9 protein-coding genes are annotated in these 20,537 nt (G+C 60.4%); 5 read left to right on the forward strand and 4 right to left on the reverse strand.

Annotation, left to right across the window (positions count from 1 at the left end):
- Positions 1-5 precede the first annotated feature (5 nt).
- Genes GXB78_RS17135 through GXB78_RS17155 form a run of 5 tightly spaced genes read left to right on the forward strand, consistent with a single transcriptional unit; the run spans position 6 to position 5,877 of the window.
- Complete coding sequence (locus GXB78_RS17135; protein ID WP_329516245.1) at positions 6-950, forward strand: DUF58 domain-containing protein; 945 nt, start codon at positions 6-8, stop codon at positions 948-950.
- Positions 947-1,444 (forward strand): DUF4381 domain-containing protein, encoded by a 498-nt coding sequence (locus GXB78_RS17140; protein WP_042606790.1) that lies wholly within the window; start codon positions 947-949, stop codon positions 1,442-1,444. The genes GXB78_RS17135 and GXB78_RS17140 overlap by 4 nt, the downstream gene beginning before the upstream one ends.
- On the forward strand, positions 1,437-2,516 hold the full coding sequence (locus GXB78_RS17145; RefSeq protein ID WP_329516247.1) for a vWA domain-containing protein: 1,080 nt from the start codon (positions 1,437-1,439) through the stop codon (positions 2,514-2,516). Before GXB78_RS17140 ends, GXB78_RS17145 begins: the two co-directional genes overlap by 8 nt.
- Positions 2,513-4,249, forward strand: a complete 1,737-nt coding sequence (locus GXB78_RS17150; RefSeq protein ID WP_329516248.1) for a tetratricopeptide repeat protein — start codon at positions 2,513-2,515, stop codon at positions 4,247-4,249. Before GXB78_RS17145 ends, GXB78_RS17150 begins: the two co-directional genes overlap by 4 nt.
- Positions 4,246-5,877 (forward strand): BatD family protein, encoded by a 1,632-nt coding sequence (locus GXB78_RS17155; RefSeq protein ID WP_329516249.1) that lies wholly within the window; start codon positions 4,246-4,248, stop codon positions 5,875-5,877. Before GXB78_RS17150 ends, GXB78_RS17155 begins: the two co-directional genes overlap by 4 nt.
- A gap of 100 nt (positions 5,878-5,977) precedes the next feature.
- Here GXB78_RS17155 and GXB78_RS17160 read toward each other — a convergent pair whose 3' ends face one another.
- The 4 genes from GXB78_RS17160 to GXB78_RS17175 all read right to left on the reverse strand — a co-directional run bounded on the left by GXB78_RS17160 (position 5,978) and on the right by GXB78_RS17175 (position 20,401).
- On the reverse strand, positions 5,978-6,280 hold the full coding sequence (locus GXB78_RS17160) for a hypothetical protein (RefSeq protein WP_329516250.1): 303 nt from the start codon (positions 6,278-6,280) through the stop codon (positions 5,978-5,980).
- A gap of 108 nt (positions 6,281-6,388) precedes the next feature.
- Entirely contained in the window at positions 6,389-6,691 is a 303-nt protein-coding gene (locus GXB78_RS17165) for a hypothetical protein (protein WP_329516251.1), read from the reverse strand.
- Positions 6,692-6,716: 25 nt separating this feature from the next.
- Positions 6,717-7,019, reverse strand: a complete 303-nt coding sequence (locus GXB78_RS17170) for a hypothetical protein (RefSeq protein ID WP_329516252.1) — start codon at positions 7,017-7,019, stop codon at positions 6,717-6,719.
- Positions 7,016-20,401, reverse strand: coding sequence for a hemagglutinin repeat-containing protein (locus tag GXB78_RS17175; protein ID WP_329516253.1), 13,386 nt, complete (start codon positions 20,399-20,401; stop codon positions 7,016-7,018). Before GXB78_RS17175 ends, GXB78_RS17170 begins: the two co-directional genes overlap by 4 nt.
- Positions 20,402-20,537 lie beyond the last annotated feature (136 nt).

Here is a 20,537-nt window from a genome sequence, read left to right on the forward strand (position 1 = left end):
CCCCCATGAATGCCTCCCTGCCCTCCGAACCCGGTATCCGCATCAGCCTCGCCGAGCTGATCGAGATGCGTCACCGCGTGCGCGAGGTGCAACTGTTTTCTACGCCGAGTCAGCGCAGCCCGCTGATCGGTCTGCATCACTCGAAATTCCGTGGCCGTGGCGTCGACTTCGATCAGGTGCGGGTGTATCAGGCCGGCGACGACGTGCGCACAATCGACTGGCGCGTCACCGCGCGCACCCAGGAGCCGCACACCAAACTGTTCCATGAAGAACGCGAGCGGCCGATTTTCATCATGGTCGAACAAAGCACGCGGCTGTTTTTCGGTTCGGGGCTGATGTTCAAGTCGGTGCTGGCGGCGCAGGTCGCGGCGTTGATTGGCTGGGCCGCGCTGGGGCACAACGATCGCGTCGGCGGGCTGGTGTTCGGCGACAACGAGCACTACGAAATCAAGCCGCGGCGCAGCAAGCAGAGCCTGCTGCAATTGCTCAATCGCCTGGTCAAGGTCAATCAGTCGCTGCACAGCGAGCGCGAGCCGGATCGCGATGCCTTCGGCGTGGCCCTGCGCCGCGCGCGGGAAGTGTTGCGGCCGGGCAGTCTGACCATCGTCATTTGCGATGAACGTGCGCTGTCCGACAGCGCCGAGCAGCAACTGAGCCTGCTGGCGCGGCATTGCGATCTGCTGATGTTGCCGCTGTCCGATCCTCTCGATCACGCCCTGCCCGCCGCCGGCCTGCTGAGGTTCGCCGAGCGTGGCGCGCAGCTGGAAATCGACACGCTGAACTTCGACCTGCGCCAGACCTACCGCGCCCAGGCCGAAGCGCGCATCGCTCGTTGGGAATTGCTCGCGCAAAAGCTGCGGGTGTTGCTGATGCCGCTGAGTACGCAGAGCGAAATGGTCGAGCAGATGCGCGAGTTCTTGAATCCGCAGCGTCCGGGGAAAGGTCGATGAACGGCCTCGAGCAGCTGCAACCGCTGATCTCACCGCCGCCGATCGCCTTCTGGCCACCGGCGCCGGGCTGGTGGCTACTGCTTCTGTTGTTGCCGCTGCTGGGTTTCGCCGTATGGAAGCTGCGCCGCTTCATTCCGATGAAGAAACGCCCGGTGGTGCGCGCCGAGCAACCGCTGGACCCAGTGCGCATCGCCGCGCTCGCCGAACTGGCGCAAATGCCCAAGCCCTACGACGGCGCCCCGGCCGGCGCCTGGCTGCAACAACTCAACGGCCTGCTCAAACGCCTGTGCCGCAACCACTATCCGTACAGCCAGAGCCACACTCTCAACGGCCGTAAATGGCTGGCCTTCCTCGATAACCGCTGCCCCGCCGCCGGCCTGACGCGCTGGATGGTGCTGGTCGAAGGCGCGTACAAGCCGGAGTGCAAACTAGACGACAAAGCCATCGCCGGCCTGACCCAAGCGGTCGATACGTGGATTCGCAAACATGTTTGAGTTCGCCTGGCCGTGGATCTTCGTGCTGTTGCCGCTGCCGTGGTTGATGCGTCTGGTCCTGCCGGTGGCCGACAGCGGCGAGCCGGCGCTGAAGGTCAGTTTCCTCGCCGACCTCGAAGGCCTCGCCCGCCGCCGCGCCCGCGCCAACTTGCCGGCCTGGCGTCAGCAGGCGCCGTTCATCCTGTTGTGGCTGATTCTGCTGATCGCCGCCGCCCGCCCGCAATGGCTTGGCGAACCGCTGCCGATCGCCGCCAGTGGCCGTGATCTGCTAGTGGCGGTGGACGTTTCCGGTTCGATGGATTTCCCCGATATGCAATGGCAAGACGAAGAGGTCAGTCGTCTGTCGCTGGTACAGCACTTGCTCGGCGATTTTCTTGAAAGCCGCGACGGCGACCGCGTCGGTTTGATCCTGTTCGGCAGTCAGGCCTATCTGCAAGCACCGCTGACCTTTGACCGGCGCACCGTGCGTGTGTGGCTCGACGAGGCGCGGATCGGTATCGCTGGCAAAAACACGGCGATTGGCGACGCCATCGGCCTCGCCCTGAAACGCTTGCGTCTGCGCCCGGCGCAAAGTCGCGTGCTGATTCTGGTCACCGACGGCGCCAACAATGGGGGTGAAATCAATCCGCTGACTGCGGCGAAACTGGCCGCCAGTGAAGGCGTCAGAATCTATCCGATCGGCATCGGCGCCAATCCCGAGGACAGCGGCTCGACCGGTCTGCTCGGGGTCAATCCGAGCCTCGATCTGGATGAGCCGGCACTCAAGGCCATCGCTGAAATCACCGGTGGCCAGTATTTCCGCGCCCATGACGGCCTGGAGCTGCAAGCGATCAAGGACACTCTCGATCAACTCGAACCGGTGACTCAGCAACCGACTCAGGCACGCCCGGCGCAGGCCTTGTATCACTGGCCTCTGGCGCTGGCGCTATGGTTGAGCCTGTTGCTGGTCGCCCGCGAATTGTGGCCGGACAACCCGCTGCAACGCCTGTTCAGCAAGCAACTGTATTTGCAAAGTCCGCTGCCGGACTGGCGTGAGCGCTTGCAGCGTTTGCGCCTGCGGAGGCGGCGATGATCGCGCTCTGGCCGCACTGGTTCCGCCCTTGGTGGCTGTTGCTGTTGCCGCCGCTCGGCTGGCTGCTCTGGCAACTCTGGCACCGGCAGAAACGCGCCGGTCGCTGGCAGATGATTCTGCCGCCAGCATTCCATGCTGCGCTGCTCAGTGGCGGCAGCGGGCGCCAGAGCAAACTGCCGTGGATCGCCCTTGGCGTGGCTTGGCTGCTGACCATTCTGGCCTTGCTCGGGCCAAGCTGGGAGCGCGTCGAACAGACCAGCCAGAAACCCGCCGATCCGCTGGTGGTGGTGCTGGAACTGACACCGGAGATGCTGGCCACCGACTCGCCGCCAACACGTCTGGAACAGGCGCGGCGCAAGCTGTTCGACCTGTTGCAGGCGCGCAGCGACGCGCAGACCGCCATCGTCGTTTATGCCGGCAGCGCCCACACGCTGGTGCCGCTATCGGATGATCTGGCCACCAGTCGCAATCTGCTCGATGCACTCAAACCGTCGCTGATGCCGCAAAGCGGTCACCGCGCCGATCTGGCCGTGGGCAAGGCACTGGCATTGCTCAAGCAAGGGGCGCTGGGTCAGGGACGGATTCTGTTGATCGGTTCGTCGCTCAATGAAGAGGAACGGCGCGGTATTCGTCGCGTGCTGAATGGCGAGTCGACGCAGCTACTCATGCTCGGCATCGGCACCGCTGAAGGTGCGCCGATTGCCCAGGAGGACGGCAGTTTCCTCAAGGACGAACAAGGCGCGATCCGCGTGCCGCAACTCGACAGTCCGGGCCTGGCGACCTTCCTCAACAGCGTCGGCGGCGAGTATCACCCGGCGCGACTCGACGAGGCTGATCTCGGCGCCCTTGGCCTGCTCAACGGCCCGCGCAGCCTGCGCGACGACGGCCAGACCGTGCGCCTCGATACTTGGGCCGATCAGGGCTATTGGCTGCTGTTGCCACTGCTGTTGCTCGCCGCCTGTGCCGGGCGCCGTGGCTGGCTGTTCTGCCTGCCGCTGCTGTGGTGCCTGCCGCAACCGAGCTACGCTTTCGACTTCGAAGACTTGTGGTTGCGCCCCGATCAGCAGGGTCTGCATTTGCTCAAGCAGAAACGCCCGGCCGAAGCCGCGCAGCATTTTGAAGATCATCAGTGGCAAGGGGTGGCGTTGTACGAGGCCGGCGACTACAGTGGCGCCGCTCAGCGTTTCGCCGAGGGCAGCGATGCCCGCGCCCACTACAATCGTGGCAACGCCCTGGCGAAAAGCGGTGAGCTGGAAGCGGCGATCGACGCCTACGAACAGGCGCTGGAGCTGCAGCCGGATCTGCGTCCGGCGCAGACCAACAAGGCGCTGGTGGAGAACCTGCTGAAGCTAAAAAACACCCCGCCGCCGGACGAACCGGAGAACCAGCCGAACGAACAAAGTCTGCCCGGCGATGAGCCCTCGCCCACCACCGCGCCCCCTCCGGCGGTGAGCAGCGAAACCCAGAGCGAGGCGCAACCGGCCGAGTCGGCCAGCGAACCGCCGCCGACCGCCCCGCCGCTGCCAGGCCCCAACGAAATACCCGGCAGCAACGAGGAGGAGGAAACCGACACGGTGCCGACCCTGCGCCCGAGCGAGAACAATCTCGAAGGCGAGCAGCGTCAGGCGCTCGAGCAGTGGCTGGGCAAGATCCCGGACGACCCGGGCGAACTGCTCAGGCGCAAATTCTGGTACGAACAGCAACAACATCAGGATCAGGAAAACATTCGATGACCCGCTTCACCGCTCTCTTGCTGCCCCTGCTGATCTGCATGGCCACCGCTCAGGCGGCCGAGCTGACCGCCAGCGTGGATCGCAGTCGCCTGAACTCCGGCGAGACGGTCGAGCTCACCCTTGAAACTGACGACGTCACCCAGTTCGGCAAGCCTGACCTGTCGGCGCTGGAAGCGCTGTTCGAAGTGCGCGGCACGCGTCAGGTCAACCAGCTCAACACCCTCAATGGCGACACCCGTGCGACCACGCGCTGGATCATCACCCTGCTGCCGAAACAGAACGGCAGCGTGGTTATCCCGTCGTTGCAACTGGGCGAAGCGCGAAGCGAGCCGATCACCGTCCAAGTGTTTGCCAGCGATACGCGCGAAGACAAAACCAGCCTTGATCCGGTGTTCATCGAAGCCAGCCTCGATCAGACCAGCGTCTACGTCCAGGCCCAGGCCATCCTGACCCTGCGCATCTATCACTCGGTTTCGCTCTACGACGACAGCAGCCTGAGCCCGCTGCAAATCGCCGATGCGCGCATCGAACAACTTGGCGACACCCGGACCTACGAAAAAGACATCAACGGCCTGCGCCACGGCGTGATCGAGATGCGCTACGCGATCTATCCGCAACACAGCGGCCTGCTGACAATTGCTCCGCAGACCTTCAGCGCCACGCTGGTCGATACGGCGCCATCACAAGAAGCGTCGGGGCCGAAACCCGGCAAACTGATGCGCGTGAGCTCGGCGACGATTCCGCTGACGGTCAAACCGAAACCGCTGACCTACCCGGTTGATGCGCCATGGTTGCCCGCGCGCAGCCTCAGCCTCAGCGAAAGCTGGAGCTCGGAACCGGATCACACCCAGGTCGGCGACTCCCTGACCCGCAGCCTGACCCTGAAAGTCGAAGGCCTCGCCAGTTCACAACTGCCAGCCTTGCCCGCCACCGACGTCAACGGCCTGCGCCGCTACCCCGATCAACCGGTGCTGAGCAACCAGAGCAGCGACCGCGGCATCATCGGCAGCCGCGAAGAACGCGAAGCCCTGGTGCCGAGCCGCAGCGGCGCAATCGACCTGCCCACCGTCGACGTAGTCTGGTGGAACACCTTCGAAGACCACCTCGAACACAGCAGCCTGCCCGCGCGCACCCTGCAAGTGGCGAACAACCCCAGCCTGCAAATCGACACCCCAGCCGGCACCCTGCAACCGAGCACGGCCGACAACGACACCCTGTGGTGGTGGAAACTCAGCACCCTGATCCTCGCCTGCACCACCCTGCTCGGCTTTGGCCTCTGGTGGCGCGCCCGCTGGCAACCGGCAATCCACCGCGCCGCCCAGACCGGCCCGAGCCCACGCACCCTGCTCGACGACATCAAACGCGCCAGCCAGGCCAACGACCCCCACGCCACCCGCCAGGCACTGGACGCCTGGGCGCGGCAACAGCCGGAGACACTGGCAGACATGGCCGCACGGTTTGTGCCGTTGTCGGATGCGCTGGACGGGTTGAACGGCGCGCTGTACAGCGAGACGGGGCAGCACTGGCAGGGCGAGGATTTGTGGCGGGCGATTCGTACTATTCCCGCCGCCGAGCGCGTGCAGGATCCGGTAAATGAGAGCGGGTTGCCGCCGCTTTATCCGAAGTGAAAAGCACAAGATCGCAGCCTTCGGCAGCTCCTACAGGGGATACGTACCCACTCTGTAGGAGCTGCCGAAGGCTGCGATCTTTTGATCTGAAAGTCCGGAATCAATACTCGAATTTGGTTTTGACTTGTTCGCCTTCGCGGTATGACAAGACGAATGATTTCCATGGCTCGCCACGCATGACTGCGCTGTCCTGTAATTCGCGGACCAGACGTAGAATTATCGCTCCGTTGATGTCTTCCTCGACGTTCCAGTCCTCGACGCCATCTATCTCAACGCACAGCTCCGTCTCGATGTAGCCCTCCCCCAACTCCACGCCATAACGGAACGCGTCATAGCCATGGACGATGCCGGCTTCGACCAACTGAAAGATCTCTTGGACGATCTTTATGTCTTCGGTAATCACTGTAAAACCTCCAGAATGCGTCGGATGCAGAGTTCTCTCAGAGTGGCGGCACAGATGCAGAGATCGTGGGTTGCGCAGTTTGATCCGCTGTATGAGCCTGTTGAGAGGTCAATAGCTGAAATGCGTTTTCACCTGTTCGCCCTCGCGGTATGACATGACGAGAGACTTCCAAGGCTCTCCACGTTGCACGGCGCTGGCTTTGAGTTCTTTTGCCAGAAAATACACATCAGAAATATCAAAATCGATCTCGGCATCCGTCACTTCAATGCCGTTCTTTTCGACTGTCAACTCGGCCTCCATAAACCCCTCTCCCATCTCGATCTCGTAACGAAGAGAGTCGTAGCCGTGGACGATGCCGCCATGAACGATTCGGAAAATGCTTTTAATGACTTCTAGATCCTCGATGACCATGCCTGTCCGTTCGACGCACCGTGGTTCAATAACCAAATTTCGTTCGCACTTGTTCGCCATCACGATACGAGAGCACAAAGGATTTCCATGGTTCGCCCCTTACAGCTGCATTTTCGTGAAGCTTCTCCACGAGCATGTAGATTTTTGAATTATTGAAATCCGTTTCGGCATCCCATCTCTCAACACCATCTTTCTCAACGGCAAGTTCAGCTTCCATATAGTTACCGCCCCATTCAACGCTGTAGCTGAACGCGTCGTAGCCCTCGACAATCCCGGCTTCAACCAATTGAAAAATCTGGTTGACGATTTCAAAATCCTGAGTAATCACGCTTTTACCTCTGGAACATGTTTGGCTTCGTTTTTAAACGTCACGGTTTTTGGCTTGCCATCTATGGTGTACGTCAATATTAGTGAATCGGGTCTCGGATTGCCCGGATCTGCTCTCTCGAACTTGATTGTCGTCTGCCCTACAGTTTTAGAAGGATCATTGAGCGCCTCCTTGATTCTATTTTCATAGAAAACCTTGTAGGCCGAATTGTTGAAATTCTTATCCTGTGGAAACAGATTGTACCCATCGCACGTGCCGCCCTGGCTACACGCTTGCGCATGCCCGCCCACATCCGTGTCTCTGCCTTCCTTGCCTGCCTCAGTTTGTCTCGGATCCCGAGGAACCTTCTCTTTGGTCGGTGTAAATGTCAATTCCTCGACCATGCCTTTGCTGTTGGTGGTGAAGCTTGTGCCGTTATCAAGCTCATAACGGGTGTTCGGGCTTCTGGCAGCAGGATTGTTGAGCAGTTCATATTCATGGCTACCCTTGACGGACTTGGTGGTATCGACTTTAACAACCGTCTCGACGTGAGTCTTGGGCGCATCGCCATGGAACGGGGAAACAGGTGGATTGGTCTTTGGTCCGTCAACCCAGCCTTTGCCTGGGGAGTCGCCAAGTTCATCTGCCCAACCCGGATGCTTGGGATCTATAGGATCTGTCAGCTTCCCGCCGCCGGTTCCCTTATTTCCGGCGATACTGAAAACCTTGCCAGTGATGCTACCTGCCATGTTGGTTGCGGTGCCTAGCGCGATGTTCAGCAGCGTAGTGGCCCCGCGCACATAAACGTCGCCCTTTTGATCGCTTACACCGAGCCCAAACATCTTCTTGAAGGCGTTATCGCTGGCTTCCAGGCGTTTCTTGTCTTCACCGCTGAGCTCGCTGGCGATGCCCTTGGCAATTGCATCCTTGGCGGCATCAATCTTGTCGCCGAATAGCTTGGCGATCAGGACATTTCCCGCCAGACCAACAGCAGCTTTTGCTGGCCCCATCGCTGCCTGGATGGCAAGGCCAAGTAGCTGAACTTGCTCCTTGGGTAGCGCATCCATGTAGCTTTGCAGCCTTTCAGCCTCTATCAGGAGCTTGTCGCCCGGAGAATCGGGAATCAGCGCTGTGACTCCAATGGCGCGATTTTCGCCATCAGTATCACGGAAGTGGGTATAAACCGAATCCGATGCCTGACTTCTATCAGCACCACATCCGGTTGAATCACTGCAGCCCTGTTGCTGCTGTGCGAATGTGACGAATACCTGCGCGAATTTGCGAATGACTATTACGTCTTCAGGCTTCAGATCATTTATATCCCCCGGCTTCCCTCCATTGCGCACCAGATTTTTGGCAATGCTAAGTGCTAGTTCGTCCCCCAGATCCTGACGCGCCGAGGCTGGCACTTCATCCAGCGATACTCGCTGTGCCTGAAGATTGTTCCAGGCCTGACCAACCAGGTTGACAGGCCCTGTGACGAGGGACAGCGCAGCTTCGATAGAGCCCTGAGTGGCGTCACCGTAGTTCTCTATTTTTTCCGCCCAGTCCTTCAATGTGCCCGAAGGATCGGCGACGGCCTCAAGTGACGATTTGCTCACGTACAGATCGGTGCGAGACTCCTTGTCCTTGGTGATTTCGTAACCTTTGTCTACGTCGCGATTCAAACCGACAGTCGAATCCTTGCCCGTTTCGGCGTCCTGGCGTACCACGATCTCACCGGCGCCGACGGTGCCGCGCACGATCTGTTCACGGTCTTTGTCGTACTTCCAGCCGTTGACGCTCCAGCCAGTTTCGCCTTCCTTGCCTTTACCAACCTGACTGCCGTCCTGAGCACCGCTGCCTTTGCCAGCGGTGTAACTGCCACCGACGTTCAGGTAATAACCGTGCTCTTTGTCTGTACCGGCGATATCACTGAAGCCCAGCGTGCCGGTATCCAGTTTCAAATTGCCGTTGTCGGCGGCGATCAGTGCACCGTCCAGTTGGGTGTGATTTTCGGTACGAATATCGACTTTGTTTTTACCGGTGATGCTGGTTTGCTGTTCGATCCAGTTCGTCTTGCCGGTGGTCTGGCCGTAACCGACTGAACCGCTGACACCAGCGCCCGGACCAAATGTGGCGGTTACACTGATATCGAACTCTTTACCCTTCACTTTCCCGGTGTCAGGGACCGAAGAGACATTCAGATCGCCGCCCACGCGCCCATTGACCTCATCACCACGCAACGTAGCGCCAGCGATATTGGTGTCCTTGCCGCTGGTGAAGCCCAGTCGGTCGCCCGCATAGAGGTAAGCCTCCTGCTGACGCTCGCCCTCACGCTCCAGATTGCCCTTGCCCAGGTTGACGCTGGCGTACACGCCAACACCCTCGGAACCAAAGACCAGCCCCAGCTCCCCGCCGCCGTTGTGGCGGTTGCGGTCACTGCTGCTGTCGTTCTGTGTCGAGCGGATATTTAGGTCATTGAAAGCGTTGAGCTCGATGTCACGGCGAGCAGTGACCTGAGTACCGATCAGGTTGAGATCGTGTTCGGCTTGCAGATTGACGTCCCGGCCAGCACCCAGTTGAGTCGGCGTGGAAGTGCCATGTGAACCGTCTTCAGTGGCGATCCCGTAGCTGCCGCCGACACCGATCTTGAAGCCTCCACTGGTTCCGCCATGGATGCCGCCCCAGCTTTCGCGTTGGGTACTGTCTTGGCTGACATTGCCTTTGGCGACGTCGAAGGTGACATCGCGTCCGACTACATTGATGTCGCGCCCCGCCTGGAACTTCGCACCCTTTACCGTCACATCATTTTTGGCATTCAGGTTCAGGTCGTGGCCGGCATTCAAGGTTGACGAACGATTGCTCTGCTCGATGCTCTGCTGACTGCTGCTTTGCTTGCTATTGCCGAACTTGACGTCCGCAGTCGGGCCCGAAACAAACTGGCCGACTGCATCCACCGCCTTGAGGGTGCTCGAGCCTTTGCTGACGTTGTCCTCACCTTTTCCGGCGCCATTTACAGCGTCTTTGGTCTGGCCGTAGTTATGGTTCAGGCTCACGCCCAAGCCATTGCGTTCGGCCTCGCGCTGCTGTTCGACCAAAAGCGTTTCGCGAGCCGCGTCAATGTTGATATTGCGCCCGGCGGTCAGGTTGATGTCGTTATTCGCCACCAGATCCGAGCCGGTCTGGTTGATATCGCGTTTGGCGTTGATGCTCAGATCCTGGCCGGCACTGATCTGGCTGGCGGCACCGGTCTGCTGTTCGCGCCGGTCCTTTTCCTTGAGCCCATCGGCACCGGCAAAGAAACTCACGCCATTAGCGTCACTGGAAACTCCGATGCCGGCTTTTTTCGATTTCGACCAGGCCTGCTCGGCACTTTCGTCGGAAGCGGCGACGATGCTGACGTCTCGACCCGCGTCCATGCTGACGTGGCGTCCGGCATCGATTCCGCTGCCCAGAACGTTGATATCGCGCTCGGCGCTCAGGATCGTGTCCCGCCCGGCGCTGACCATGCTGCCAACGCTCGTGCTGCCTTCACCCAGCCGTCCCGCCTCTTTGGCTGAAGAAAGGGAAAGGAAACCGCCGGAAACAGAAAGCCCGGTTTTCTTTTTGTAGGCTTCACTTCGGCTGTAGTCGGTTTCGTCGGCCGAAATCAGGTTTATGTCACCGCTGTCATCGACCAGACCGGCGCGGAACTCGACGTCGTTGGCCGCGGAAACGGTGCTGGCCTGCAACAGGAAATCCTTGCCTGAAGCAACGACTACGTCATTGCCAGCCTGGAACTCGCTGGCGATCTGACTGGTGCTCGTATTGACTGCGCTTTTGCCGCTTTTGGAGAGACCGAAAGATCCATTCTTGGTGGTTTTGCTGTAGTCACTGTGCTCGTCAACACTGGAGAGCACCGAGATATCGTTCAACGCCCCCAGGACAAGGTTATTACCAGCCTTCATTTGGCTACCAATGACAGTAACGTCGTGGCCTCCATTCAAAGAAACGCCGCCTTCGGCCGACTGGGTGGTGTTGACCGTCAAATCATGGCCAGCCTCAATCACAGAAGCCACGTTGGTGCTGTCGTAGCTTCCTCGCTCTGTGGTTTTACTTTTACCGAATGAACCATTTTTCTTCTTGTAGTAATAAGACGAACTCTCATCCTTCGCCGAAGCTACGGTGATGTCCTGCTCGGCATCGAGGCTGATGTCCTCGGTCGCTTTGATGCGGCTGGCAATGATGCCCAGGTCGTTGCCGGCGTTCAGCGCGATGTCGCGACCGGCGTTCAACACCGAAGACTGCTGCGTGATGCTATGGTTTTCGTTCGCGCGTTTCTTGCTGCGCGAAACGTAGTCGCTCTCATCGGCGGCCGAGGTGATGATGATGTCGTTACCTGAGTCGACGCTGAGATCGCGCTTGGCATCCAGCCGACTGGCGACCACTGCCACGTCACGATCGGCACTGATCGTCAGATCCCGCCCGGACGTTACTTCGGCGCCGTGCTGCGTGATGCTCTGATTGAGGAAACTGCTACCGCGCGCATTCGTGCTGCGGTTCTGAACCGAAGTGATATTGACGTCGCGATCCGCATCAAGCGTCATGTCTTGACCGCTTTTGAGCACACCGCCGATGTTATTGATATCGAGGCCGGCTTTGATCGTCAGATCGTTGGCTGCTTCGATTCGCGCGGCGTTGTCCAAGTAGTCACGATGGAACACGTTGCCACCGCGGCTGACATCTACGCTGTTGACGTCGCGCTGGTTGATCACGCTGCCGTTGGTGGCTGTCAGGCTGACATTCTTGCCGGAAATGATGCCGCCGGACTTGTTGATGATGTCGTTGCCGGCCTTGAGCGTCAGGCGCTCGCCCGCTTCGATCAAACCGCTGTTGATGAGGTTGTTGCCTGCTTCTGCCGATAGGTTGTTCGAGGCGCGCAGCGTGCCAGCATTATCGAGGTTGCCGCCGGCAATGAGGGTTACATCGTTGCCCTGAATCAACGCGCCATTTGGCGCCAGTCGGTTATTCGCCTGCGCCAGATACAGCACGGGAACCAATACTTTCTCGCCATTCACTTCGTGCTCTTCGAGCCAGACGATGTCATGGGTCAGTGCTGCCACTTGCTGCGCGGTCAAGGTGACGCCCATCGACAGGTTGAGCTGATCCTTGCTGGCGATGGCGTTGTTCATCAGGTACTTGAACATTGCTTCGTCGGAGGTCTGGCCGTCGATGAAGCGTTGGCCGGTGCGGGCGACCACGGCCTGCTGCACCAAGCGTTGTTCAAACAGGCCGTCGCCCAAACGCTTGGCGCTGGTGTCGGGGTCGTAGCCGAGCTTGTCCAGCAGATAGTCCGAGCTCATGAACCGCTTGATGTCGGTCAGCGCCGGATTGGTTTCGATCAGGTATTTGTGTGGGTTGGAGCGCACGCTGGTGTCAGGCAGACCCTGTACACGTGGTACGTCAAAGGAAACGTTGCCACGATCAGGCGCTGAAACCCGGACAAGTCCGCCGCTCTCGGCGGCATTGACGCTGATCATTGCGGTCTTGTCGTTGAGATTCAGCGACGGACGATCAGCCAGTGCCAGTTCGCGTTTTTTCACCGAGACCGGGGCGTTGTCGTCGATCTTGAAATCGGTCGCATGCCGGACCGGCATCCCGCCCGCATGTGTCGAGGGTGCGGCGCTGATGGAGCTGATCTTCCAGGCTTCGGCGGCCACCATCGTCGGCTCGCTACCGTCCTTTTTGCTCAGACGGAACAGGCCGTTGTCGCCACTCGGCAGGGTGAAGCCCGGCAAGGCCAGTGGATTGACCTGTAGTTGGGCCAGGTCTGGAGGTAGCTGCGCGTTGATGCGAATGACGGTCGGCGTGACCTGGCCCGCCAACTGAGTCGAGCCAAGGCGAGAAGCGCCCGCAGCAGCGGCGTTACCGTTACGAACCACGCCGTTGTCCAGTTTGTTGGTAGCGTTTATGTAGACAGTGCCACCTGCCTGAACGACCGCGTTGGCGTTGGCCGTCGGGGAGCTTTCAGTGATGGTATTTCTGGTGAATGCCGCGTTCTTGATAAAGTCCGGGGCCTCTGCACGTACGCCGGTGTCATAACTGGGTGCAGCATAGTGGAGCTTTCCGGAATCGTACTCGACAGCGATCGAGCCGAACATGAGGTATCTGATCGCTTCGCCGCCCCCTTGACGCCCGCCTATTCTGGTAAGTGATTCGACTTCATTCATGTCCCAGGTATGAATATTGGGCACCATCGTTCTTTTGCCGTTCAGCACTCCGGTGAAACCTGAGTCGTAATCCGGATCGTTAGCGGCGTTGTAATTCAAAACGTCCTGCCAGAAGTTCCAGCCTCTGGCTGCCTTAGGCGTATCAATCCAGCGCGTGACCGTGTAATCCCCAACCGTCGCCCCCTGGTTAGTGAAGTTCTGTACGTTGAAAGTTAAATTGCGGCCCGCGCTGACTACCGAGGCGTTGTTAATAAATTCGCGCCCGTTCCCCGTAAGGTCGCGCCCAGCGGTCAAGGTGCCTGATGCCGAGTCCTTGACAATGGTCGAGTGGTATTTTTCAACCCAGACCAAGTGGCTAGGCAAGCGGCTCTCAAAGTTAAGGCCGCTGAACGAGGTGCACGTCGTGCATCGAACACCGATGGTTCCCGAGACAAGCCCGCCACCGGCAGCAACTTCAAACACATCCTTGCGGTTCTCGATGTGATCAGCCGCCAGACTCAGATCCCCCACACTTTCGATGGTCGCCGAGATGTTATCGATCGAAGAACTCCAGCCGTTGCTGTCATCGCGGGCAATACTGATATTGCCCATGCCATAGATGTCGGCGTAACGGTTGGTGAGCGACCCGACGCGCAGGTTCATGTCACGGCCGCTGAAGATCAGACCGTTCTCGTTGAGCAATGAATCACTGTTGATTCGCAGATTGCCAGCGCTGCCCAACGTCCCGCTGTTGACCAGCGACGCAGTATTGACGGTCAGGCTGTCGGCGGAAGTGAGCCGGCCCAGATTGGACAGGGTGCCACGGCTGGTGATGGTTGCAGTGGAGGCACCGGTAATGCTCGCCACACTGCTCAAATCGATGCGCGAAGCCAGCAGCCCCAGATCGCCGACGCTGCTCACTCGCCCATTGCCGCCGTAATTGCCGCTCAGCTGAATATCGAGCAAGCCATCACTGGCAATCAACCCCTCGTTCGTCCAGTTCCCGCCACGTCCCACCAACTGATTCGAGGCCAGCAACTGCCCGCTGGCCGTCTGCACGAAATTGCCGACATTCACCGTCAAGCGTCCGGCCTGAATCACGCTGCTGTTGGTCCAGCTGTCCGCGTTCAGAGTCAGGCCGCCACGGGTCACGAGTGAGCCGCCGGCGTTCATTACGTTGGTGGTGGAGATGCCGAACTCGCCCAGGCCGACATGGGTTACCGTGCCGCCAGCGTTGAGCAAGCTCGGTGCGGCGAGGGTGAAGTCGCTGTTGGCGGTTTCTACCAGGCCGTTGCGGTTGTCGAACTGGCTGCCGATCTGGAAATCGGTTTTGCCGCTGCCGCCGAGGGCGCGCAGTTTGCCGCTCTGGTTGTTGAGGTTGGCTGCGCGAATCGCCAGGGTGCTGGCGCTTTCGATCAGGCCGCCGTTGTTGCTGAGATCGCCGCCAAGGCCAAGGTCGATGAGGCTGCCGCTGACTTGGCCGGCCGTGTTGTTCATCGAGCCGGCGATGACATTCACTTGGCCGCGGGCATAGATGCCGCCGCCGCTGTTGTCGAGGGCGTTGCCGCCGGCATTGAGCAGGATGTCGCCGCTGTTGGCGGCGATGCGCCCGCCGTCGCTGTAGATGCCGCCCAGTGCGCGCAGGTCGAGGCGGCTGCCTTCGATCTTGCCTGACTGGCCGTTGCGCAGGACACCGGTCAGACGGGTTTGCAGCAGACCTTTGAGGCTCGACAGCACGCCGCCTCGGCCGTCGAGGCTGGCGGCGGTGAGGTTCAGGTCGCCGTTCTGCGCGATGATCTTGCCGCCCTGGTTGTCGATTGCGCCGTTGCCGGTGTTGACGGTCAGCGCGGTCATGCTTTGCACCGCGCCGCCGGCGTTGTTCAGTGTGGACGCGGTGAGAGTAGCGTCAGCGGCGCCGCTGGAAATCAGGCCATCACCGTCGTTGCGCAGCAGGCCGCCTGCGGTGAGGTTCAGTTGGCCGCTGGCGGCGATTGTGCCGCGCTGGCTGTTATTCAGATCGCCGCTGGTGAGCAGGCTCAGCAGGCTCTGGCTGATCATCTGGCCGCCACGGTTGTCGATACTGGTCGAACGCGTCAGCACCAGCGGACCGCTGCTGCCGAGCGCGCCGTTGACATTGGTCAGCGCGCCGAGCAGGTCGAGTGTGACGCGGTCATCGCCGACCAAGCTGCCGCCGCTGTTGTTCACCTCGCCGCCGGTGAACGTCAGGGCTTTTTTCGCGCTCAGGTTGCCCGAGGCGTTGTTCAGGCTCGCCGCACGGATATCGAGGGTGTCGGCGCTTTTGATCAAGCCGCCGGAAGCGTTGCTGATTTCACCGCCGAACACGGTCAGGGTCTGCTTGCCGTCGCTGGTCAGCGTGCCGGCGCTGTTGTTGAGGCTGGCGGCCTTGATGTAAAGCTCACCTTTGCTGCCCACGCCACCCTGGGTGTGGTTGATCAGCGCGCCGCTGAGATCAATGCTGACATTGCCGAGCTGGCTGGAGATCGCGCCCCCCAGGCTGTTATCGATAGAGCCGCCGGCCAGGGTCACGCCGGTCCAGCCTGAGATCAGACCGCCGTTGTTTTTCAGCTCGGCCGCCGTGAGGGTCAGTTGCTCGTTACTGATCAGATTGCCGCCGCGATTGTCCAGACTGTTGGCGTTGAGGCTGAAGCTGTTGACGCTGGAAATCTCACCTTTCTGGTTGTTCAGATCGCGCAGGGTGGCGATGCTAAGCACGCCTTTGCTGTTGATCACGCCGTCCTGGTTGTTGAGGTCGCGCAGGTGCGCAAAGCTCAGCGCGCCTTTGCTGCTGATCACCCCGCCCTGGTTGTTGAGATCCTGCGCCGTGGCGCCCAGATCGATGGCCAGACCTTTAGCACCGACCAGCGTGCCCTTCTCGTTGTTCAGGCCGGTGCTGTTGAGGGTCAGTTGTTCTGCGGCGCGGATGCTGCCCTTGTTGTGGTTGTCGAGCAGGCCATCGACGGTCACCGAAATATCGCTGTCGCTGAGCAATACGCCGCCATCGCTGTTGTCCAGACTGGCCGCGCGAACCTGCAACGCTGCTGCCGCGATCGTGCCCTTGATCGAGGTCAGAGCCTTGTCGAGGGTCAGGCTCAGCTTCTGATTGCTCAGCAGTTGCCCGCCGCTGTTGTCCAACGATTTGGCGATCAGTTCAAAGGCCTGCTCGCTGGAAATCTCGCCGCCACGGTTGTTCACTTCAGCGAGATTTTTCAGCAGCAACTGCCCCGGTGCATTGATCACCCCGCCCTGGTTGTTCAGCGCACCGCCATGCAGGTCGACGCTGACGCCGGCGTGGCTGCTGAACAGCTTGCCGCCCTGCTGATCGAGGCCCTGAATATCGGCAGTCAACGCATTGCCAGCGCCGAGGCTGCCAGCCGTGTTGGTCACTTTGCCGGCGCTCAACTCAAGCTGATCGGCAGCGTAAATGCTCGCCTGACTGTTATTGAGTTCGCCGGTGCTGATGTGCAGATTGCTTTTGCTGCTGATCACGCCTTTCTGCTGGTTGTCCAGCGCGCTGCTGGTGAGCGTCAACTCGGCATCGGTCAGCATCCGGCCGCCACGGTTGCTGACCGCACCGCGGGTTTCGACGCTGAGCGCTTTGGCGCTGGACAGCGTACCGCCATCGTTATTGAGGCTTTGCGCATCGATCGCCAGCGCGCCTTCGCTGAGCAGACTGCCCTGCGCGTTGTTCAGCTCGCCAGAGAGGGTAATCGCGAGGTCTTGTTGCGTGGTCAGGCGAGCGCTGTTTTCCAGACTCTTGCCGACCAGCGTCAGGCCGGTAGCGCCGGACAGCACGCCGCTGTTGCGGTTGATCACCTCGTTGACGGTCAACGCCAGATTGCCGCCCGCCAGCATGTAGCCGCTGTCGCTGTTGTCGAGCCAGGCGCCGATCAGGCTCACACCGGCCTTGCTCGACAGTTCACCGCTGCGGTTGTCGACACGGTCGACGACCAGTTGCAGCGCTTGGGTCGAACCGACCAGGCCCTCCCGACGGTTATCCAGACGCGCGGCCGTGAGCGTCAGGCCCTCGTCCGCGATGACCACGCCAGCCTGGTTGTCGAACAGATCGGTGACGGTGAAATCGACCTCGCCACGCCCACGAATCTCACCGCCGCTGTTGTCGAGGCTGGCACTGCGCGCTTCAAGGCCAGCGGAGGCGATCAGGCCTTTGACGTTGCTCAGGGCAAGGTCGATGACCAAGGTGAGTTTTTCATTGCTGAGCAGTTTGCCGCCGTCGTTATTCAGGCTTTGCGCATTGAGGTTCCAGGCTTTGGCAGCGGAAATTTCACCGGCGCTGTTGTTCACGTCCTTGAGGTTTTTCAGCAGCAGTTGGCCCGGCGTATGAATGTTGCCGCGCTGGTTATCGAGCAGGCCATTATTGAGGTCCAGGGTCAGGTCGCCGTTGCTGAACAGCTCGCCGCCGTCCTGCTGCAGCGAAGTGACGGAAGCCTGCAGTGTTTTCTGGCTGCCAATGATGCCGCCGGAGTTATCCAAGTGCGCGGTGGTCAGCATCAGCGTGCCGTCCGTGGCGAGGCTGCCGCCCTGCTGGTTCTTGAACTCACCGGTGGTCAGGGTCGAATCGGCCTTGGCACTGAGGATGCCGTTGTCGCTGTTATCGAGACTGCCGCTGGTGAAGGTCAGGCCCTTTTGCGAGGCGATCAGACCGCTCTGATTCTGCACGCCAGCGACGCTGGTCAGTGCCATCGCTTCCAGGCTCGACAGTTTGCCCAGGCGATTGTCGAGGCTGCCGAGATTCAGGGTCATCTGCCCTTCACTGCTGATCAGGCCTTGCTGGTTGTCGAGGGCATTGTCGAGGGTCAGGTTCAGTGTGTTCTGGCTGACGATCCGCCCGCCAACGTTGCTCAAACCAATGCCGCTGAGCGTCGCCGCGCCTTTGCTGAAGATCAGGCCATTGGTGGCGTTGATGATCTGCGCGACTTTCAGGCCCAGCGTGGTGTCGGACAGCACCTTGCCGCCCTCGCTGTTGTCCAGACGCGTGCCGTTGATGTGCAGGTCGAGTTGGCTGGAAAGCGTACTGCCGCGGTTATCGATCTGGTCGACATCCACCGTTAAGGATTTCAGCGAGCCGACCAGACTGTCCTGGTGACTAGCCAGATTTTTGCCAGTGAGTTTCAGATTGCCTTCGGCAACCAGCTCGCCCGTTTGCTGAGTCAGGTTGTCGATGCTGGCGTCGATATCGCCCTTGCCGGAAATCCGTCCGCCATCGTTGGTCACATCCTTGGCTTTGAGGCTCAGCAGCCCGGTCGAGGTCAGCAAGCCGCCATTGCTGTTGTTCAGCGTGTTGCCTGCAAAAGTCAGCGCTGCCTTGCTCTCGACGCGGCCTTTGTCGCGGTTGTCGAGGTTATTGATCAACAGCGTCGCCGCTTTGTCGGCGCGCAAGATACCGGTGCGGTTGTCGGTGGTGGCGCTGCTGACGGTCAGGGTGTCGAGACCGGAAATCTTGCCGCCGCGGTTATCCAGGCGCGTTGCCTGTACATCCATCGCGCCATTGGCCTGGATCAGACCCTTGTTCTGGTTGTTCAACTGGTCGCTGATGCGCGTGGTCAGCGTGCCTTCGCTGGTCAACTGGCCTTGCTGGCTGTTGTCCAGTTGCTGGGCTTTTATCGCCACGGACTGTTTTGCGCCGATGCGCCCGGTGCGGTTGTTGATGGCGCCGAGGGCGGTAATGTCGAGCAGACGGCCAGCGTTGATCAGGCCGGCGACGTTGTCCAGCGAGGTGACCGTGAGCACTACGTCGCTCTGGCTGCCAAGTTCACCGTTGCTGTTGATCAACTGAGCGATGTTGCCGCTGAGTTTGCCATTGCCGGTGATCGTGCCTTGATTGTTCAGAACCTGATTGGCGGTGAGGGTCAGGCTGTTGTTGCCCAGCACTTTGCCTGCGTTGCGGTTGTCCAGCGTGCCGGCAGTGATGCTCGTGGTCTGGCCATTGAGCAGGCCGTTCTGGTTGTTGAGTGTTTGCGCGGCGTTGACGGTCAGGTTGCGGCTGGCGCTGAGGCTCTTGCCACTGTTGTTGAGGTTCTGTGCGCTGAGGCTCAGATCACCGTTGCTGTTACGGCTGCCGTCGGCATTGACGCCGGCTTCGATGGCGCCGGCGTTGGTGAGTTGCCCACCGGCGCTGAGCACCACGCTGTCGCGAGCGGCGAGGGTTTGGCGGTTGGTCAGGTTGCCTTGGGTTTGCACGTTGAGCGAAGTGCCGGCGTAAACCGGAGCCTGCGCGTCGAGGCTGGCGGCTTTGACGTTGACCGCGCCGGTGGCCGAGGTGTCGGCCAGGCTCAGTTGCCCGTTGGCATCGAGCTGAATATCGCCGCCGCTGGCGATCAGTTTGCCGTCGAGTTTCACCCCGACCCCGGCCTCGGTGCCGACCAGTTTGATTGCGCCTGCGTACATGCCGCCGAGTGCCGAGGAGTCGATGGCCAGTTGTGGTTTGGCGCTACCGTCGTCGGCGCGAGCGGTAGCGTTGAGGGTGTCGGCGTTGACGTCGTTGCGCCCGGCGACGATGGACAGGTTCTGCGCCTGAATCTGCGCATTGATCTTCGCGCTGCGGGTGATGATTTCGAAACGGTCGATATTGGTCGCGTTGATACCCGCGCCTTCGATGGCCACCGTTCCCTGATCGACCTGAAAGCGATCCAGCCGACCGTTTTCCAGCACTGGTTTACCGGTAGTCAACGTCACCCGAGGCGAGTTGATGAAACCGCAGCCATTGCAGGTGATGCCGTAGGGGTTGGCGACAATAACCCGCGCCGACTGCCCGGCCACTTCGGTGTAACCGCGCAACTGGCTCGGGTTGCCACTGATGACTTCGTTAAGAATTGCCTGCGCCGAACCGCTGTTTTTCAGGTTCGGGTTGCCGATGACGTGCCCGGCCAACTGGGTATTCGCGGTTTGCGTTGCGCCGTTGTTGAGGATGACGCCCTGCGCACCGACGTTGTAATCGTGGAACTGGTTGTGCGACAGCCCGCTGCCATTGGGCGTGGCGATATTGATGATCGGCACACCATTGCCAGCGCGATCCAGCGTGGTGTTTGGGTTGGCGACGACGATGCCGTCCGCCTGCGCCCACATCGGTTGCCAGAACATGACGTTGGCCAGCAGGAAGGCCAGTCCGCGCTTGGGCATGCCGAGGAATCGCTCGCGCTTGGCCACGACGGCAGAAGGCTGGCGAGCGAGGAATACGTACTGGCGAACGTCCATGTAGAAGATCCTGCAACGGGCAATAATCGGCTTGATTACCGGTGCCATGCTCGGCCGGGCAGCGGCGCGGATGAGCGCAAAGAGTCGCTGGCATCCCTGCAATAGCGCACTAGTATCAAAATAGTGGCGCGATATT

The organism is Pseudomonas moraviensis subsp. stanleyae, from assembly GCF_036283065.1.
Classification (GTDB): domain Bacteria; phylum Pseudomonadota; class Gammaproteobacteria; order Pseudomonadales; family Pseudomonadaceae; genus Aquipseudomonas; species Aquipseudomonas stanleyae.

Coding starts and splice junctions, on each gene's coding strand:
- GXB78_RS17165 (WP_329516251.1), bottom strand. CDS start 6,691: ATGGTCATCGAGGATCTAGAAGTCATTAAAAGCATTTTCCGAATCGTT.
- GXB78_RS17135 (WP_329516245.1), top strand. CDS start 6: ATGAATGCCTCCCTGCCCTCCGAACCCGGTATCCGCATCAGCCTCGCC.
- GXB78_RS17150 (WP_329516248.1), top strand. CDS start 2,513: ATGATCGCGCTCTGGCCGCACTGGTTCCGCCCTTGGTGGCTGTTGCTG.
- GXB78_RS17140 (WP_042606790.1), top strand. CDS start 947: ATGAACGGCCTCGAGCAGCTGCAACCGCTGATCTCACCGCCGCCGATC.
- GXB78_RS17145 (WP_329516247.1), top strand. CDS start 1,437: ATGTTTGAGTTCGCCTGGCCGTGGATCTTCGTGCTGTTGCCGCTGCCG.
- GXB78_RS17155 (WP_329516249.1), top strand. CDS start 4,246: ATGACCCGCTTCACCGCTCTCTTGCTGCCCCTGCTGATCTGCATGGCC.
- GXB78_RS17175 (WP_329516253.1), bottom strand. CDS start 20,401: ATGGACGTTCGCCAGTACGTATTCCTCGCTCGCCAGCCTTCTGCCGTC.